Here is a 15933-nt window from a genome sequence, read left to right as displayed (position 1 = left end):
CCGCACCCCTGTAGGAGCGAGCCTGCTCGCGAAGGGGCCATCTGCCTCACTGAAATTTTCAGGACACTGTCATGCTCCAACTAATCCTCGGCGGCGCCCGCTCCGGCAAAAGCCGCCTGGCCGAAAAACTTGCCAGCGACAGCGCGCTGGAGGTGATCTATATCGCCACCAGTCAACCCCTGGATGGCGAAATGAATGCTCGCGTGGCCCATCATCGCGAACGCCGTCCTGCCGAGTGGGGCTTGATCGAGGAGCCGCTGGAACTGGCCCGGGTGTTGCGCGAAAACGCCAGTGCCGAGCGTTGCCTCCTAGTGGATTGCCTGACTTTGTGGCTGACCAACCTGCTGATGCTCGACGATTCCGCGCGTCTGACCCAGGAACGTGAAGCGCTGCTGGAGTGCCTGGCGACATTGCCGGGCGAAATCCTGTTTGTCAGCAACGAGACCGGTATGGGTGTCGTGCCGCTGGGCGAATTGACTCGCCGTTATGTCGATGAAGCCGGATGGCTGCATCAAGCCCTGGCTGAACGTTGTCAGCGTGTCGTATTGACCGTTGCCGGTTTGCCCCTGACGTTGAAAGGTAATGCGTTATGACAGATTCGTGGTGGATGAACCCGTGCAAGGCAATCGATAGCGACGTTGTTGCCCAGGCGACTGACCGGCAGCAACAACTGACCAAACCCGCCGGTTCCCTCGGTCAACTGGAAACCCTCGCGCTGCAACTGGCCGGCATGCAGGGGCGGGTGAAACCGAGCCTGGAGCAGCTGTGGATTACGATTTTTGCCGGTGACCACGGGGTGGTCGCCGAAGGGGTTTCGGCCTACCCGCAGGAAGTCACCGGACAGATGCTGCACAACTTCGTCAGCGGCGGTGCGGCGATCAGCGTCCTGGCGCGCCAGCTGCAAGCGCAGTTGGAAGTGATCGACCTGGGTACCGTCAATCTGGCCCTGGATTTGCCGGGCGTGCGTCATCTGCACCTCGGGGCGGGCACCGCGAACTTCGTTCAGGGGCCGGCAATGACCGCGACCCAGGGCGAGCAAGCGTTGCAGGCTGGGCGTGACAGCGTGTTGCGGGCCATCGACGCTGGCGCCCAACTGTTTATCGGTGGCGAGATGGGCATCGGCAATACCACTGCCGCCAGTGCCCTGGCGTGTGCCTTGCTCGATTGTCCGGTGGCTCATCTGGCCGGCCCGGGCACCGGCTTGAGTGCTGCCGGCGTCAGCCACAAGGCGCAGGTGATAGAGCGCGCCCTGGCCGTGCATGGCGCGCAGCGTAGCGATGTCGTGCAGACCCTGTTCAACCTCGGCGGTTTCGAAATTGCCGCGCTGGTTGGCGCGTATCTGGCTTGTGCCCAGCAAGGCTTGCCGATCCTGGTCGACGGTTTTATATGCAGCGTCGCGGCGCTGGTGGCGGTACGCCTGAACCCGGCGAGCCGCGAGTGGATGTTGTTCGGTCATCGTGGCGCAGAGCCAGGACATCGCCATCTTTTGGAGAGCCTGCACGCTGCGCCATTGCTCGACCTCGGCCTGCGCCTGGGCGAGGGCAGCGGGGCGGCGTTGGCCGTGCCGTTGTTGCGCCTGGCCTGCGACCTGCACGGGCAGATGGCGACCTTTGCCGAGGCGGCGGTAGCCGACCGTCCGGCATGACCTTGCACCTGGACCTGCTGCGTCACGGCGAAACCGAGCTGGGCGGCGGCCTGCGCGGCAGCCTCGATGACGCGCTGACCGCCACCGGTTGGCAGCAAATGAGCACGGCGCTGAACGAGCGCGGCCCCTGGGATCGGGTGATCAGCTCGCCCTTGCAACGCTGCGCGCGGTTTGCCGAGCAGTTGGCGGCGCGCCTCGGCGTGCCAATCAGCCTGGAAAAGGACCTGCAGGAATTGCATTTCGGCGCCTGGGAAGGGCAGAGCGCCGCGGCCCTGATGGAGACCGACGCTGAAGGGCTCGGTTTGTTCTGGGCTGACCCTTACCGCTTTACGCCGCCAGAGGGCGAGCCGGTGAGTGATTTTTCTGCGCGCGTGTTGGCGGCGGTGGAGCGCTTGCATCAGGCTCACGCGGGAGAGCGGGTGTTGCTGGTCAGTCATGGCGGAGTCATGCGCCTGCTGTTGGCCAGGGCTCGAGGCTTGCCCCGTGAACAATTACTGAATGTCGAAGTCGCCCACGGCGGATTTTTCTCCCTGAGCGTCGAAAGCGCGGCTCTACTGCGGGAAATGTCGTGAACCTGCTGCCCTTGTGGATCGCCCTGCAGTTTCTCAGCAGCCTGCCGATTCGTCTGCCGGGCATGCCGGTGCCTGAGCAACTGGGCCGTTCGCTGCTGTTCTACCCGTTGGTGGGCGTGTTTTTCGGCGTGTTGCTGTGGGCGCTGAATGGGCTGCTGACGGGCAGTCCGGTCTGGCTGCACGCGGCCCTGCTGTTGACGGCCTGGGTGATGCTCAGCGGTGGCTTGCACCTGGATGGCCTGGCGGACAGCGCGGACGCCTGGCTCGGCGGTTTTGGCGATCGAGAGCGTACCCTGGTGATCATGAAGGACCCGCGCAGCGGACCTATCGCTGTGGTCACGCTGATGCTGGTGTTGTTGCTCAAGTTCGCCGCGTTGCTGGCGCTGATCGAGCAACAGGCGACGCTCGGTTTGATCCTCGCACCGTTGCTCGGACGCGCGGCCTTGCTTGGCCTGTTCCTCAACACGCCGTATGTCCGGGCAGGAGGCCTGGGCCAGGCGCTGGCTGATCATCTGCCACGCCAGTCTGCACATTGGGTTCTGCTGTTCAGTGCCGCGGCCTGCCTGTTGATAGGCGGTTGGAGTGGGGCGCTGGCGTTGACAGTGGCGCTGGTGACGTTCTTCATCCTGCGGCGCTTGATGCTGCAACGCCTGGGTGGCACCACGGGCGACACCGCCGGAGCGCTGCTGGAGTTGCTGGAAATGACGGTGTTGGTGGCGCTGGCGCTGCACTGAGTGGGTCGGCAACCACAGACATTGCTTGCAATGGATTAGTCGCGGGTATATACACGCATCATGATTGCCTCTCAGTGTTTATGCATCAACCTGCGTCGCGCCGCCCGTGGCGTCAGCAGGTATTACGACGGCGCCCTCGATGGCTTCAGGATCAACGTCGCCCAGTATTCTTTGCTGTGCAATTTGCAGCGCCTGGATCAGCCGAGCATTTCCAGCCTGGCCGAGGCCATGGGCCTGGACCGCAGCACGCTGGGGCGTAATCTGCGGGTGCTGGAGGGCGAAGGGCTGGTGCGCATGGACGAAGGTGAAGACCAGCGCAACCGCATCGTGCAACTGACCGATACGGGGCATGAGCGCCTGGCCGCAGCGTTGCCGGCCTGGGAAGCGGCGCAGCAGCGCTTGATCGATAAATTGGGTGCCGAGAAGCGCGAAACCTTGTTGGCCTTGCTGGACGAACTCGCCTGAGGCGGGTTTTTTCGAGTTCAAGCGGGTATATACCCGCATCAGGAGAATAAAAATGACATCGATGTGGCGTACCAGTGGCTGGGTCTTGCTCGGGAGCGCGCTGATCCTGGCGTTGTCACTCGGTGTCCGGCATGGCTTCGGCTTGTTCCTGCCGCCCATGAGCGCGCAGTTTGGCTGGGGGCGTGAAGTCTTTGCCTTTGCCATTGCGCTGCAGAATTTGATCTGGGGGCTGGCGCAACCCTTTACCGGGGCGCTGGCCGATCGCTTTGGCGCGGCCAAGGTGGTGTTGGTAGGTGGCATTCTCTACGCCGTAGGCCTGATGTTCATGGGCCTGGCCGATTCGCCGTGGTCGCTGTCGTTGAGCGCCGGGCTGCTGATTGGCATCGGTCTTTCCGGTACTTCGTTCTCGGTGATTCTCGGGGTGGTCGGGCGAGCTGTACCGCCGGAGAAACGCAGCATGGCGATGGGCATTGCCAGCGCGGCCGGTTCCTTTGGTCAGTTCGCCATGTTGCCCGGCACCCTGGGTTTGATCGGCTGGCTCGGCTGGTCCAGCGCGCTGCTGGTGCTGGGCCTGTTGGTGGCGATGATCGTGCCCTTGGTCAGCATGCTCAAGGACAATCCGCTGCCAACGCTGGGGCATGAGCAAACGTTGTCCGAGGCATTGCGTGAAGCCTGCTCCCACTCGGGTTTCTGGCTGCTGGCGTTCGGCTTTTTCGTCTGCGGGTTCCAGGTGGTGTTCATCGGCGTGCACTTGCCGGCCTATCTGGTGGACCAGCACTTGCCGGCCACCGTCGGCACCACGGTGCTGGCGCTGATCGGCCTGTTCAATATCTTCGGCACCTACACCGCGGGCTGGCTCGGCGGACGCATGTCCAAGCCGCGGCTGCTGACCGGGCTGTACCTGTTGCGAGCGGTGGTGATCGGGTTGTTCCTGTGGCTGCCGGTGACACAAACCAGCGCTTATTTGTTCGGCATGGCCATGGGCTTTCTCTGGTTGTCGACGGTGCCATTGACCAACGGTACGGTGGCGACCCTGTTCGGCGTGAGAAATCTCTCTATGCTGGGAGGAATCGTCTTCCTCTTCCATCAGTTAGGTTCCTTCCTCGGTGGCTGGCTGGGCGGGGTGGTGTATGACCGAACAGGAAACTATGACTTGATCTGGCAAGTGGCGATTCTCCTAAGCCTGTTGGCCGCAGCGCTCAACTGGCCGGTGCGCGAGCGTCCGGTGGCGCGCCTGCAGGCCCAGGTGGGGGCGGCGTGAGTCGGATCGGGGGGGCAGTGCTGGCGCTGAGCGCTGGCGCCTTGCTGTTGGCGCTGGCCTGGTGGGGCTGGCATCAGGGCGGGTTGGCGATGATGCAGCTGGGTCTTGGATCTTGCTAGATAGCCACTTGCGATTAATTGCACGGGGCGAGTAACGTCGCCCTCTGACATTTACTCAAGGACGCTCGATATGCCGCTGCGCTGGCTTGTGGTTCCCGCTGTTCTGTCGCTGTTCGCCGGTTCCGCACTGGCGGCTGAATGCCCGCCGCTACTGATCGGTTCCCTGCCCAAGTTGCACGCCAAGGACAGCATCGATCTGTGCCAGCGCTACGCCGGTAAACCCCTGGTGGTGGTCAATACCGCCAGCTTCTGCGGCTTTGCCCCGCAATTCAAAGGTCTCGAAGCTTTGTATCAACGCTACAAGGGCCAGGGCCTGGAAGTGTTGGGAGTACCGTCCAATGACTTCAAGCAGGAGTCCGGCAACAACGCCGAGACGGCCAAGGTCTGCTACGTCAACTATGGCGTGACCTTCACCATGACCGAGGCGCAGAAGGTCCGGGGTGACGGCGCTACTCACTTGTTCAAGATGCTGGCGGAACAGAGCAGTTCGCCGAAATGGAACTTCTACAAGTACGTGGTCGACCGCAAAGGCAATGTGATTGCCAACTTCTCCAGCCTGACCAAGCCGGACAATCCCGAATTCATCGAGGCGGTGGAGAAAGCCCTGGCCTCCCAACCCTGATTGACGCCCACTAAAAAGCCCCGCCTCGGTGACCCGAAGCGGGGCTTTTTCACTTCACTTGGCCGGCCGTTCAGGCCCGCCATGCATCAGAAGCGGTAGGTCGCGCCGACACCGAAGCCGTTCGCCCAGTTTTCATACTTGGCGTTGTAGCTTTGGCCACGGTCGTTTTCGTTGTTGACCTTGACCGCTTCTTCCTTGAGGTAGGAGTAGGCCAGGTCGATGGTCAGGTCGTCGGTCGGGCTCCAGCCAGCACCGAGGCTGAAGATGGTGCGGTCGCCGGTCGGGATGCGCGGCGAGCGATTGACGTTGTTGGTCGGCGACTGGTCAAACGAAAGGCCGGTACGCAGTACCCACTCTTTGTTCAGCTGGTACGAAGCGCCGATGGCGTGAGCCCAGGTGTCGTGCCAGTTCTGCTCTTCGGTGATTTCACCGAATTGGCCAGCCAGCGCGCCCGGCACGCCGCTGTTTTCCACGGTGATTTCTTTCAACTGGCTCCAGCGGGTCCAGGTGCTGCCTGCGTACAGAGTCCACTGGTCATCGAGGGCGTGAGTCACCGAGAAGTCCACGGATTCCGGGGTGGTCAGGTCCAGGGAGGCATCGTACTTCTGGTCCTTGCTCTGGCCAGCCAACGGCAGCAGGCCGTAGTTGACCTTGGTGTTGCCTTCGAGCTTGTACTTGACCTTCGAGTGGTAGGTCAGGCCAACGCGGGTGCTGTCGGTCAGCTGTGCCAGCACACCGATGTTGTAGCCCACGGCGGTGTCGTCGCCCTTGATGCGCACGTGGCCATCAGGCGCGGCCTGGGTGATCGACAGGTCGGACTCGAGCTTGCCTTCGATGCGGTTGAAGGTCGGGCCGAAGCCGATGGAAACCTTGTCGTTGAAGGCGTAGGAAACCGTTGGCTGCAAGGTCAGGACTTTTACGTCGCTCTTGGTGCCAAAGTATTTGCCGGCGAAACCGTTCTCGTAGTCGGTTATCAGGCCAAAGGGTGCGTACGCGCCAATGCCGACGGCCCAATGCTCATCGATCGGCTTGACGTAGAAGCCCATGGGTACGCCGATGAACGGCACCATGTCGCCTTTGTTGGTGCCGCCGTTCGGGCTGGAGCTGGCATGGCTGATGTCGGTATGGGCATCGAGCAGGGCGACCCCGCCAGTGACTTGTTCACGCTTGAGGCGCGACATGCCGGCCGGGTTGCCATAAATGGTGCTTGCATCGTCTGCGACAGAAGAACGCCCGGCGAAACCTGTACCCATCCCGCTGATGCTTTGTTCGTTGATGGCAAAGCCAGCTGCGAAGATCTGGGTGGATGCCAAGGTTACAGCGAGGCCAAGGGTGGTTTTGAGCATGACTTTTTTCATTATTAGAAACTCCGGGTGATCACCGGAGCGGAAACTACCAATATTTTCACTCCAGCGCTATAGCCTGTAATGCGCGAGTTAGAGCGGTTTTGTAGGACAATCCTACTATATTCACCGCTTTTTCGCCGATCTTGCAGTTTGCCCGGTCAGCTCGCCAGTTGATTCAGCGGTGAAACACAGGCCCGCCAGGCGCAAGTGTAGTCGCGCAATCGTCCTTGTGGGTTGAAAATCTGGCGCCAGATTTTTGCCATGCCGAGCACGTCATCGGCGGCCGGGAGCGGGGTGTTCTGTTCTTCGATCAACAGCCAGGCAATGGCCGTGGCGTAGCGCAGATTGACGGTGAGTTCCAGGTGCGGTCCGCTGAGGAAGGCGTGCTGGCTCGCGAGACCACGTACCAGGCTGGCGCGCTCGGGGTCGAGGGCCAGGTAGTCATCCCACAGGGCTTGATGGCGAAGCTCGCCAATCCGGTACAGGCCGTGGCCACGGCGGTCGTGCAGGGCGGAGCCCAGGGCTGACTGGCTGGCGGCGACTCCCAGCAGCAGGGTTTCGGCGGTCGTGCTGTGACTGCCCAGGTAAATCAGGGTGGGACGGATCACAAAACGGCACAGTTCGCTGGCGGCGATACCCATAAGGCCCTCGGAACGTGAAGTGGGCGGCGAGGCCTGATTGGGTGGGCTTGGCAGCGGTGGGTCGACTCAGGCTCGCCGGAAGCGGATCAAGCCGCTTGAGTTGAAGTGTAGTGTCATATCTTTGCTGTAAAGGACTGTTTTTAAAATATTTCCGGCGGGGAGTTATAACCGTTATATCGGTTGGTGCTTAGGCTGTTTGGGTTAAATGAGAAATAAAAGGCAATAAAAAGCCCCGCATTCTCAGCGAGGCTTTTCGGGTTTTTCAGCTTTCAGGCAACCAGTGCCTGACGGGTACGATCGATCACGGCCTGCAGCGGCTCGGCGCTGGAGTATTGATCGGGGTACAGGCGTTCGCTGTGACGGGCGATGCCGTGTTCGTTGACCAGGGTAAAGCTGAAGCAGCCTTTGCGAGCGGCCATGATCAGGCAGTTCATCGGTGCGAAGGCGTTGGTTAGGGTGCGAATGGCATCCTGAGTATGGATTTGAGTCGACATAATTATGGGTGTTCCTACAAATGACACGGATAAGAACCGTGCAACGTTAAAACGTTCCAGTAACGTCGATCACCATTGATCGAACGAAGAACCCGACTGGAACAAAGCAGCCAGTTGAAGCGCTATATTTTTGCGCGCTTGGGCCGGCAGGTAGGTACTTAGGAGGGCAGGCGACACATCAAGGGCAAAGGTTCTGTGCCCGGGGTGAAGATCCTGATCAATTTGCAGGTTGGTTCGGTCAGAGTAAGCGAGCTTTTGGGCACCCATTGTGTTCATAGCGGAACAGGGTGGTTGCAAGCATTACCTGGAAACCATCGAGGTGGTCGGCCCTGTGATATCGGTGATCGCTTCTCTTTAGGGAAGGTAGACCGCAGGAGTTGTTCGACCAGAATTGACTTTCAGCTTGGTACTAACGCCGCGGATACTAACGGATTGAATTGAGGAATGGAAGTGTGCTAGCTAAGAAATATTCTGTTACCTCCGTTCGGGGGCGCCTGACCTGTGCCATCGCGATGAACGTTGGTCCTGACCCTGGTTCAGCTCGATTTCTTGGATCCAGTTGTTACCGGTTTTCCGAAAGTGCCCATTTAATGTGCGTCGATATACCGCTCAACGAGGTACTTGTGCACATTCTGGGGGCAGGTTGTCACCAGGCTGTCATCTTCAATTCAAGGGCCGTAGGTGCCTGTAGTGAAAATTTAAGTCAATGAAAAACATCGCTTTTTTTTACTGGTGAAAAAATCGTCAGTTTGAGCGGGAGCCCCATTCCACTGGGCTTTCGGGCAGTTCAGGGGCTGTTGTCCACTGAGTTATCCACAGCTTCTGTGGATTGTCCCGAGCGCTTGCTCTAGCACGGGCGTGCCGGGTTTTTTTCGGCTTTACCCGAGCGAAAAAAGGAGTAAAGTGGCGCGCCCTCCGATCTGTCCCACAGTGCTTTATGAAGTTTCGCTCAGTATCAACTTCTGTTACCGACAAACACTCCAGTGTTACCCCACCCAAGCGAATGTCGATGCGAGTCGCCGAATGGTTGCTCGACAGCCCGCGCCTGGGCGACAACCCCAACGTCAAGCACTTGGCCGGGCGTCTGCTCAAGGCGCCTGCCCGTGAAGGGGTGGTTGCTGCGCAAAGTCGCCTGGGCCAGTTGATGTGCCGTGAATGTGGCAATGCCCGCGACCGGCGTATCGGCCAGGACCTGCTGCGCCAGGCGGCCCGCGCGGGCGACCGGCGGGCCCAGCGCGAACTTGGCCAGATCGAAGACTGAACTGTCCAAGACTTGCCGGCTTGGTTAACCTTCGAGTTTTATCGGATCGGCAGGAATCGTCATGGCTATGGACTTGACCAGTGTGTTGCTGGGGCTGGCGGGTGGCGCATTGCCGCTGTTGTTTCTGGCCTGGCATCTGCAGCGTCGCGCAGGCGCAGCGCAAGCCGCACAGGCATTGCTCGAAGAGCGCCTGGCGACCGCACAGCTGGCGCAAGACGGGCTGAATGCCCAACTCGATGCCTGCCGCGACGAAATCAGCGACCTGGGCCAGGCCAACGCCAGCAAGCAGGCCGACCTGGCCGCGGTGCGCCGGGAAGTCGAATTGCTGCAGATCGAGCGTGATAACGCCCGTGACGCCGCCCATGCCTGGAACCTCGAGCGCAACAGCAAGGAAGTCGAGTTGCGGCGCCTGGATGCCCAGGCAGCCTCGCTCAATGCCGAGTTGCGCGAGCAGCAGGAAAGTCATCAACAGCGCCTCAGTGACCTGCAAGGTTCGCGGGATGAATTGCGCGCGCAATTTGCCGAACTCGCCGGGAAGATTTTCGATGAGCGTGAACAGCGCTTTGCCGAGACCAGCCAGCAGCGCCTGGGGCAGTTGCTCGATCCACTGAAGGAACGCATCCAGTCGTTTGAAAAACGCGTGGAAGAAAGTTATCAGGCCGAAGCCCGCGAACGCTTTTCCCTGGCCAAGGAACTGGAGCGCCTGCAGCAACTGAACCTGCGCCTGAGTGACGAGGCCACCAACCTCACGCGGGCGCTCAAGGGCCAGAAAACCCAGGGCAACTGGGGCGAGTTGATTCTGGAGCGGGTGCTCGAGCACGCCGGCCTGGAGAAGGGCCGCGAATACCAGACCCAGGTCAGTCTCAAAGGGCCGGATGGCGAGCGCTTCCAGCCTGACGTGCTGATATACCTGCCGGGCGACAAGCAGGTGGTGGTCGACTCCAAGGTCAGCCTCACCGCCTATCAACAGTATGTGGCGGCGGACGATGCGGCCATCGGCCAGGCGGCGCTCAAGCAGCACGTGCAGTCGCTGCGCAATCACGTCAAGGGCTTGTCCGACAAGGACTACAAGCGCCTGGACGGCCTGCACAGCCTGGATTTCGTGTTGCTGTTTGTACCGATCGAGGCGGCATTCTCGGCCGCCCTGCAAGCGGAGCCGAACCTGTTCCAGGAGGCCTTTGACCGGCACATCGTGATCGTCAGCCCGACCACCTTGCTGGCGACCTTGCGGGTGATCGACAGTCTGTGGAAGCAGGAGCGCCAGAGCCAGAACGCGCGGGAAATCGCCGAGCGCGCCGGCTGGCTGTACGACAAGTTTGTGCTGTTCATCCAGGATCTGGACGAAGTCGGTAATCGCCTGCAGCAACTGGATAAAGCCTACAGCGCAGCCCGCAACAAACTGACTGAGGGCCGCGGCAACCTGGTCAGCCGCAGCGAGCAACTCAAGCTGCTCGGCGCCCGGGCCAGCAAGAGCCTGCCGGCGGACTTGCTGGAACGGGCGCTGACCGATGTCGATGGCCTGGCCGAGCTGCCCGAATGACTACAGCGGTAGGTGCCGACTGAGCAAGGCGCGCAGGGCTGCCGGCTTCACCGGCTTGGCCAGGTAGTCGAGGCCGGCGGCATGCACCTGGGCAATCCGTTCGGGGCGGCCGTCGGCGCTGATCACCACCCCTGGCACTGGCTCGCCGAGCTGGGTGCGCAGCCAGGCCATCAACTCGGTACCGGTTTCCCCGTCGTCAAGGTGGTAGTCCACCAGCGCCAGTTGCGGACGCATGCCCTCATTGAGCAGCGCTGCGCATTCGGCACGATTGCGTGCGGTGTACACCTGGCAGCCCCAGCGGCTGAGCAGGCTGTTCATGCCGATCAGGATGCTGTCCTCGTTATCGACACACAGCACGTGCGCGCCGCTGAGTGGCCTGCCGTTGAGCTCGGCGGCCTTGCCCGGTGTGCTGGCCTGGGCGCGCGCCAGCGGCACACTGACGCTGAACACACTGCCATGACCGGGCCATGAGCGAACTTGCAACTCATGGCCGAGGACCCGGCACAGGCCATCAGCAATTGCCAGGCCCAGGCCCAGGCCTTTTTCGGCACGGGTCTGGTGGCTGTCCAGGCGTTTGAACTCTTCGAAGATCACCTGGCGCTTGTCCTCCGGAATGCCCGGACCACGGTCCCAGACTTCCAGGCTCAACTGATCGCCCCTGCGCCGTACCCCCAGCAACACCGGCCCCTTGGCATAGCGGAAGGCGTTGGTGAGAAAGTTCTGCAGGATCCTGCGCAGCAACTTGGCATCGCTGTCGACCCGCAGGCGGCTGCTGCGCACGCGGAATTTCAAGCCTTGCTCCTGGGCCAGCACCTTGAATTCGGCGCCCAGGGTGTCGAACAGTTCATTGAGGGCAAATGGTTTGCGGTCCGGATTGATCTTGCCGTTCTCCAGGCGCGAGATGTCCAGCAGATCGCTGATCAGGTCCTCGGCCGAGCGCAGCGAGCTGTCCAGGTGTTGCACCAGTTGCCGGGTTTCGCCGGACAGTTCGTCGTCGCGGTGGGAGAGGGCGGCGGAAAACAGCCGGGCGGCGTTCAACGGTTGCATCAGGTCATGGCTGACGGCCGCGAGGAAGCGGGTTTTCGACTGGTTGGCCGCTTCCGCCGTACCCTTGGCTTCGGTCAGGGCCACATTCAGCTGCGACAGTTCATGGGTGCGCTCCTCCACCCGGCGCTCCAGGCCTTCGTTGGCCTCGGTCAGCGCCTGCTCGGCTTCGCGGAACGCGGTGATGTCGGTGAAGCTCATGACGAAACCGCCGCCGGGCATCGGGTTGCCGATCAGCTCGATCACGCGGCCGTTGGGGAACAACCGTTCCGAGGTGTGGGCACGCCCCTGGCGCATCCAGTGCAGGCGCCGCGCGACATGCACTTCCGCCTCGCCCGGCCCGCACAGGCCGCGCTCGGCATTGTGGCGGATGATGTCGGCAATCGGCCGGCCGACGCTGATCAGGCCGTCCGGGTAGTTGAACAGCTCCAGGTAGCGGCGGTTCCAGGCCACCAGCTTCAGCGATTGGTCGACCACACTGATGCCCTGGGTGATGTTTTCAATCGCGCCCTGCAGCAAGGCGCGGTTGAACTGCAGGACTTCCGAGGCTTCGTCGGCAATGCGCACGACGTCCTCCAACTGCATTTCCCGCCCTTCAATGGCGGCTTTTACCACGGCGCGGGTGGAAGACGCGCCGAGCACACCGGCCAGCAGGCGCTCGGTGTGAGCAATCCATTCATTGTCGGCGTTCTGGTTCGGGTTGAAGCCTTTGCCCTGGCGGTAGGCGAAACGGATGAAGCTCTGCCGGGCACGTTCTTCGCCGACGAATCGCGCCGCCAGTTGCAGCAGGTCGTCGATCTGTACCGCCAGCATTGAACGGGCGCTGGGCCTTGCGCTGATTTCCTGGCCAATGAAGCGTCCGGCCTGCCAGTGCTCCGAAACCCGGGTGCGCGACAGCACCGAGACCCAGGCAAACAGGGTGAAGTTACCGGCCAGGGACAGCACCACGCCCTGGGTCAGCGGGGTGATCGGCAGGTTCAGCGGGTTGCTGTGCAGCCAGGCGAGGCCGGGGAAACTGCTCAGTGACCAGCCCATGCTGTGGGCGGCAATCGGCAGGATCAGGGTGTAGAACCAGAGGAAGGTACCGGCGGCGAGGCCGGCGAAGACACCGCGGCGGTTGGCCTGCTTCCAGTACAGCGCGCCGAGCATCGCCGGCGCCAGTTGGGTCACCGCGGCGAAGGCAATCTGGCCGATGGTGGCTAGGCTGGCGGTGGAACCGAGCAGGCGATAGGCGACATACGCCAGCAGCAGGATCACCACGATGCTCACGCGGCGTACCGAGAGCATCCAGTGGCGGAACACTTCGAACGGGCGCTCGGCATTTTTACGCCGCAGCAGCCAGGGCAGCAGCATGTCGTTGGAGACCATGGTCGACAGCGCAACGCTGGCGACGATCACCATGCCGGTCGCGGCTGAGGCGCCGCCGATGAAGGCCAGCAATGCCAGGGCCGGATGGGCCTGGGCCAACGGCAGGCTGATCACGAAAGAGTCAGGCAAGACCGAGCTGGGCAGCAGCATTTGTCCGGCCAGGGCGATGGGCACCACGAACAGCGCGGCCAGGGCCAGGTAAGCGGGGAATACCCATTTCGCCAGGCGCAGGTCCTGGGGTTCGATGTTTTCCACCACCGTGACATGGAACTGACGCGGCAGACAGATGATTGCCATCATCGCAACCCCGGTCTGCACGACCATTGAGGGCCAGTTCACGGTTTCCTTCCAGTATTGCTCCAGGCGCGGCGCGAGCATGGCCTGGTCGAACAGGTCGTCGAAGCCGTCGTACAGGCCGTAGGTAACGAATGCGCCGACCGCGAGAAAGGCAAACAACTTGACCAGCGACTCGAAGGCAATCGCCAGCACCATGCCCCGGTGGTGTTCGGTGGCATCAAGGTTGCGGGTACCGAAGACAATGGTGAACAGCGCCAGGATCAGCGACACGATCAGCGCCGTGTCCTGGGCACGGGTGCCCATGGCATCGGCCCCGGCGCCGATCAGCAGGTTCACGCCGAGGACGATGCCCTTGAGCTGCAAGGCAATGTAAGGCAGCACGCCGACCAGGCAGATCAGCGCCACCACCACCGCCAGCGACTGGGATTTGCCGTAGCGGGCGGCGATGAAGTCGGCAATCGAGGTGATGTTTTCCTGTTTGCTGATCATCACCATCTTTTGCAGGACCCAGGGGGCGAATACCAGCAACAGGATCGGCCCCAGGTAAATCGGTAAAAACGACCAGAGTTGCTCGGCGGCCTGGCCGACCGCGCCGAAGAAGGTCCAACTGGTGCAATAGACCGCCAGCGACAGGCTGTAGACCCAGGCGCGCATGCGCGGCGGCAGCGGCGTGCTGCGCCGATCACCGTAGAAAGCGATAGCAAACATGATGGCCATATAGGCTAGGGCAACGGCGGCAATCAGCCCGCTGGACAACGACATGGAAACTCCTGGCAAAAGACACCCGGCAGCGCGGCCCGGTCAGACAGTCTCGCACGTAGTCCCGGCGGCGTCAGTGTCGACCAAGGTCGCAGCGCGGCGGGGTGTCGCAGGGACAATTGCGTGTCGCTCAACCGAGCGCCTGAGTTAGCCTTGGAGCCTGACCTGGACTGATTCAAGGGAGTTGATTGGCAATGAAGATTATCCGCAGCAAATCGTTCACCGGTGAGCGTGCCTGGGCCGCGCTGGATATCGCCACCATGAACGGGATCACCACTCGCCTGCACTGGACCGACCAGCCCTACAAATGGCACGTCAATGATGGTCAGGAGGTGTTTGTGGTGCTCGATGGCCAGGTGCGGATGCATTGCCGGGAGAATGGAGTCGAACAGGTCACATTGCTGGAAGTCGGCGATATTTTTTATGCCGCGGTCGGCACCGAGCATGTGGCCCATCCGTTGGGTGTAGCGCGGGTGCTGGTGGTCGAGTCGGAGGGCAGCGTTTAGCTGTATATCTACAAAACAGATAACAGTTAGAGAAATTACCCGTTATATAGATATGCGATCCGGTTCTATGATGAATTCAACCTCATCAGGGGACAGGAGATCAGCGTGCAAACCCTCAATAACAGCAGAATCATCAGTCGGCCATTGAGCCACTTGCAGCACCCGCGGGAAGTCATTCGCCAGTTCACGCCCAACTGGTTTGCCGCCACCATGGGCACCGGGGTGCTGGCGCTCGCGCTGGCCCAGTTGCCGGTCCAGGTGCCCGGGCTGCACGCTGTCGCCGAGGGCTTGTGGCTGTTCAACATCGCCTTGTTCGTGCTGTTCAGCCTGCTATATACCGCACGCTGGGTGATGTTCTTCGACGAGGCGCGGCGGATCTTCGGCCACTCAACGGTCTCGATGTTCTTCGGCACCATCCCCATGGGCCTGGCAACCATCATCAATGGCCTGCTGGTGTTCGGGGTGCCGCGTTGGGGGCAGGGCGTGGTGTCGCTCGCCGAGGTGTTGTGGTGGCTGGACGTGGCCATGTCCCTGGCTTGCGGCGTGCTGATTCCGTACATGATGTTCACCCGCCAGGAGCACAGCATCGACCAGATGACCGCCGTCTGGCTATTGCCGGTGGTGGCGGCGGAAGTCGCGGCGGCCAGTGGCGGACTGCTCGCGCCCCACCTGACGGACGCCCATGGGCAATGGGTGATGTTGACCACCAGCTACGTACTGTGGGCATTCTCGCTGCCGGTGGCGGTGAGCATCCTGACCATCCTGCTGCTGCGCATGGCCTTGCACAAATTGCCCCATGAGAACATGGCGGCTTCGAGTTGGTTGGCACTGGGGCCAATCGGCACCGGCGCCTTGGGCATGCTGGTGCTGGGCGCCGATGCACCGGCGATCTTTGCCGCCAATGGCATGCCGGGTGTGGGCGAGGTGGCAGCGGGGATCGGCCTGATCGCCGGGATCACCCTGTGGGGTTTCGGCCTGTGGTGGATGCTGATGGCGGTGCTGATCACCCTGCGTTATCTGCGTGATGGCATTCCGTTCAATCTCGGCTGGTGGGGCTTTACCTTCCCGCTGGGCGTGTTCTCGCTGACCACACTGAAGCTGGCCAGCACCCTGAACATGAGCTTCTTCAGCCTGTTCGGCACGCTGCTGGTGGTGCTGCTGGCGATCATGTGGCTGATCGTTTCCAAGCGCACGCTGCAGGGCGCCTGGCGTGGTGAATTGTTCGTCTCGCCGTGCATCGCCGGGTTAAAGAAATAACG

At 61.7% G+C, this 15933-nt stretch carries 15 protein-coding genes; 11 read left to right on the top strand and 4 right to left on the bottom strand.

The genetic code is table 11. The annotated features are described in order from the left end of the window. Positions 1–71 precede the first annotated feature (71 nt). The 7 genes from cobU (at position 72) to ACZYR5_RS01285 (ending at position 5418) form a co-directional block, all read left to right on the top strand. On the top strand, positions 72–593 hold the full coding sequence (cobU, locus tag ACZYR5_RS01315) for a bifunctional adenosylcobinamide kinase/adenosylcobinamide-phosphate guanylyltransferase (protein WP_489088245.1): 522 nt from the start codon (positions 72–74) through the stop codon (positions 591–593). Further along, entirely contained in the window at positions 590–1645 is a 1056-nt protein-coding gene (gene cobT, locus ACZYR5_RS01310; RefSeq protein WP_489088246.1) for a nicotinate-nucleotide--dimethylbenzimidazole phosphoribosyltransferase, read from the top strand. The genes cobU and cobT overlap by 4 nt, the downstream gene beginning before the upstream one ends. After that, on the top strand, positions 1642–2217 hold the full coding sequence (gene cobC / locus ACZYR5_RS01305; protein ID WP_489088247.1) for an alpha-ribazole phosphatase family protein: 576 nt from the start codon (positions 1642–1644) through the stop codon (positions 2215–2217). The genes cobT and cobC overlap by 4 nt, the downstream gene beginning before the upstream one ends. A gap of 2 nt (positions 2218–2219) precedes the next feature. Then, positions 2220–2951, top strand: coding sequence for an adenosylcobinamide-GDP ribazoletransferase (locus ACZYR5_RS01300; protein WP_489088478.1), 732 nt, complete (start codon positions 2220–2222; stop codon positions 2949–2951). A 60-nt stretch (positions 2952–3011) separates the two neighbouring features. Further along, complete coding sequence (locus ACZYR5_RS01295; RefSeq protein ID WP_489088248.1) at positions 3012–3416, top strand: MarR family winged helix-turn-helix transcriptional regulator; 405 nt, start codon at positions 3012–3014, stop codon at positions 3414–3416. 52 nt (positions 3417–3468) lie between these two features. Continuing rightward, positions 3469–4677: an MFS transporter gene (locus tag ACZYR5_RS01290; protein WP_489088249.1), complete on the top strand. Its 1209-nt coding sequence runs from the start codon at positions 3469–3471 to the stop codon at positions 4675–4677. 189 nt (positions 4678–4866) lie between these two features. Beyond that, positions 4867–5418: a glutathione peroxidase gene (locus tag ACZYR5_RS01285; RefSeq protein WP_489088250.1), complete on the top strand. Its 552-nt coding sequence runs from the start codon at positions 4867–4869 to the stop codon at positions 5416–5418. A gap of 86 nt (positions 5419–5504) precedes the next feature. Here ACZYR5_RS01285 and ACZYR5_RS01280 read toward each other — a convergent pair whose 3' ends face one another. The 3 genes from ACZYR5_RS01280 to ACZYR5_RS01270 form a co-directional block, all read right to left on the bottom strand. Next, a complete protein-coding gene (locus tag ACZYR5_RS01280) occupies positions 5505–6776 on the bottom strand; it encodes an OmpP1/FadL family transporter (RefSeq protein ID WP_489088251.1) in 1272 nt (423 codons plus the stop codon). A gap of 146 nt (positions 6777–6922) precedes the next feature. Then, a complete protein-coding gene (locus ACZYR5_RS01275; protein WP_489088252.1) occupies positions 6923–7405 on the bottom strand; it encodes a hypothetical protein in 483 nt (160 codons plus the stop codon). A 269-nt stretch (positions 7406–7674) separates the two neighbouring features. Further along, the gene (locus ACZYR5_RS01270; protein ID WP_003214941.1) at positions 7675–7899 is read right to left on the bottom strand and encodes a hypothetical protein; all 225 of its coding nucleotides are present in this window, start codon (positions 7897–7899) and stop codon (positions 7675–7677) included. Positions 7900–8836: 937 nt separating this feature from the next. On the opposite strand from ACZYR5_RS01270, the gene ACZYR5_RS01265 reads away from it, so the two are divergent. Both ACZYR5_RS01265 and ACZYR5_RS01260 read left to right on the top strand, forming a co-directional pair. Then, on the top strand, positions 8837–9160 hold the full coding sequence (locus ACZYR5_RS01265) for a sel1 repeat family protein (protein WP_489088253.1): 324 nt from the start codon (positions 8837–8839) through the stop codon (positions 9158–9160). A 175-nt stretch (positions 9161–9335) separates the two neighbouring features. Further along, a complete protein-coding gene (locus tag ACZYR5_RS01260; protein ID WP_489088479.1) occupies positions 9336–10700 on the top strand; it encodes a DNA recombination protein RmuC in 1365 nt (454 codons plus the stop codon). Here ACZYR5_RS01260 and ACZYR5_RS01255 read toward each other — a convergent pair whose 3' ends face one another. Then, positions 10701–14171, bottom strand: coding sequence for a hybrid sensor histidine kinase/response regulator (locus tag ACZYR5_RS01255; protein WP_489088254.1), 3471 nt, complete (start codon positions 14169–14171; stop codon positions 10701–10703). A gap of 191 nt (positions 14172–14362) precedes the next feature. On the opposite strand from ACZYR5_RS01255, the gene ACZYR5_RS01250 reads away from it, so the two are divergent. After that, positions 14363–14674: a cupin domain-containing protein gene (locus tag ACZYR5_RS01250; protein WP_489088255.1), complete on the top strand. Its 312-nt coding sequence runs from the start codon at positions 14363–14365 to the stop codon at positions 14672–14674. A 105-nt stretch (positions 14675–14779) separates the two neighbouring features. Beyond that, complete coding sequence (locus tag ACZYR5_RS01245) at positions 14780–15931, top strand: TDT family transporter (RefSeq protein ID WP_489088256.1); 1152 nt, start codon at positions 14780–14782, stop codon at positions 15929–15931. The last annotated feature ends 2 nt before the right edge of the window (positions 15932–15933 follow it).

It is taken from the genome of Pseudomonas sp. F007, assembly GCF_057814275.1.
Note: the sequence above shows the minus strand (reverse complement) of the source record. Positions and strands in the feature narration are given on the sequence as shown.

Bases quoted from the DNA above. Each gene is read 5' to 3' on its own strand.
- cobU (WP_489088245.1), top strand. From the start codon at position 72: ATGCTCCAACTAATCCTCGGCGGCGCCCGCTCCGGCAAAAGCCGCCTG.
- ACZYR5_RS01280 (WP_489088251.1), bottom strand. From the start codon at position 6,776: ATGAAAAAAGTCATGCTCAAAACCACCCTTGGCCTCGCTGTAACCTTG.
- ACZYR5_RS01250 (WP_489088255.1), top strand. From the start codon at position 14,363: ATGAAGATTATCCGCAGCAAATCGTTCACCGGTGAGCGTGCCTGGGCC.
- cobT (WP_489088246.1), top strand. From the start codon at position 590: ATGACAGATTCGTGGTGGATGAACCCGTGCAAGGCAATCGATAGCGAC.
- ACZYR5_RS01270 (WP_003214941.1), bottom strand. From the start codon at position 7,899: ATGTCGACTCAAATCCATACTCAGGATGCCATTCGCACCCTAACCAAC.
- ACZYR5_RS01295 (WP_489088248.1), top strand. From the start codon at position 3,012: ATGATTGCCTCTCAGTGTTTATGCATCAACCTGCGTCGCGCCGCCCGT.
- ACZYR5_RS01275 (WP_489088252.1), bottom strand. From the start codon at position 7,405: ATGGGTATCGCCGCCAGCGAACTGTGCCGTTTTGTGATCCGTCCCACC.
- ACZYR5_RS01255 (WP_489088254.1), bottom strand. From the start codon at position 14,171: ATGTCGTTGTCCAGCGGGCTGATTGCCGCCGTTGCCCTAGCCTATATG.
- cobC (WP_489088247.1), top strand. From the start codon at position 1,642: ATGACCTTGCACCTGGACCTGCTGCGTCACGGCGAAACCGAGCTGGGC.
- ACZYR5_RS01290 (WP_489088249.1), top strand. From the start codon at position 3,469: ATGACATCGATGTGGCGTACCAGTGGCTGGGTCTTGCTCGGGAGCGCG.
- ACZYR5_RS01285 (WP_489088250.1), top strand. From the start codon at position 4,867: ATGCCGCTGCGCTGGCTTGTGGTTCCCGCTGTTCTGTCGCTGTTCGCC.
- ACZYR5_RS01265 (WP_489088253.1), top strand. From the start codon at position 8,837: ATGAAGTTTCGCTCAGTATCAACTTCTGTTACCGACAAACACTCCAGT.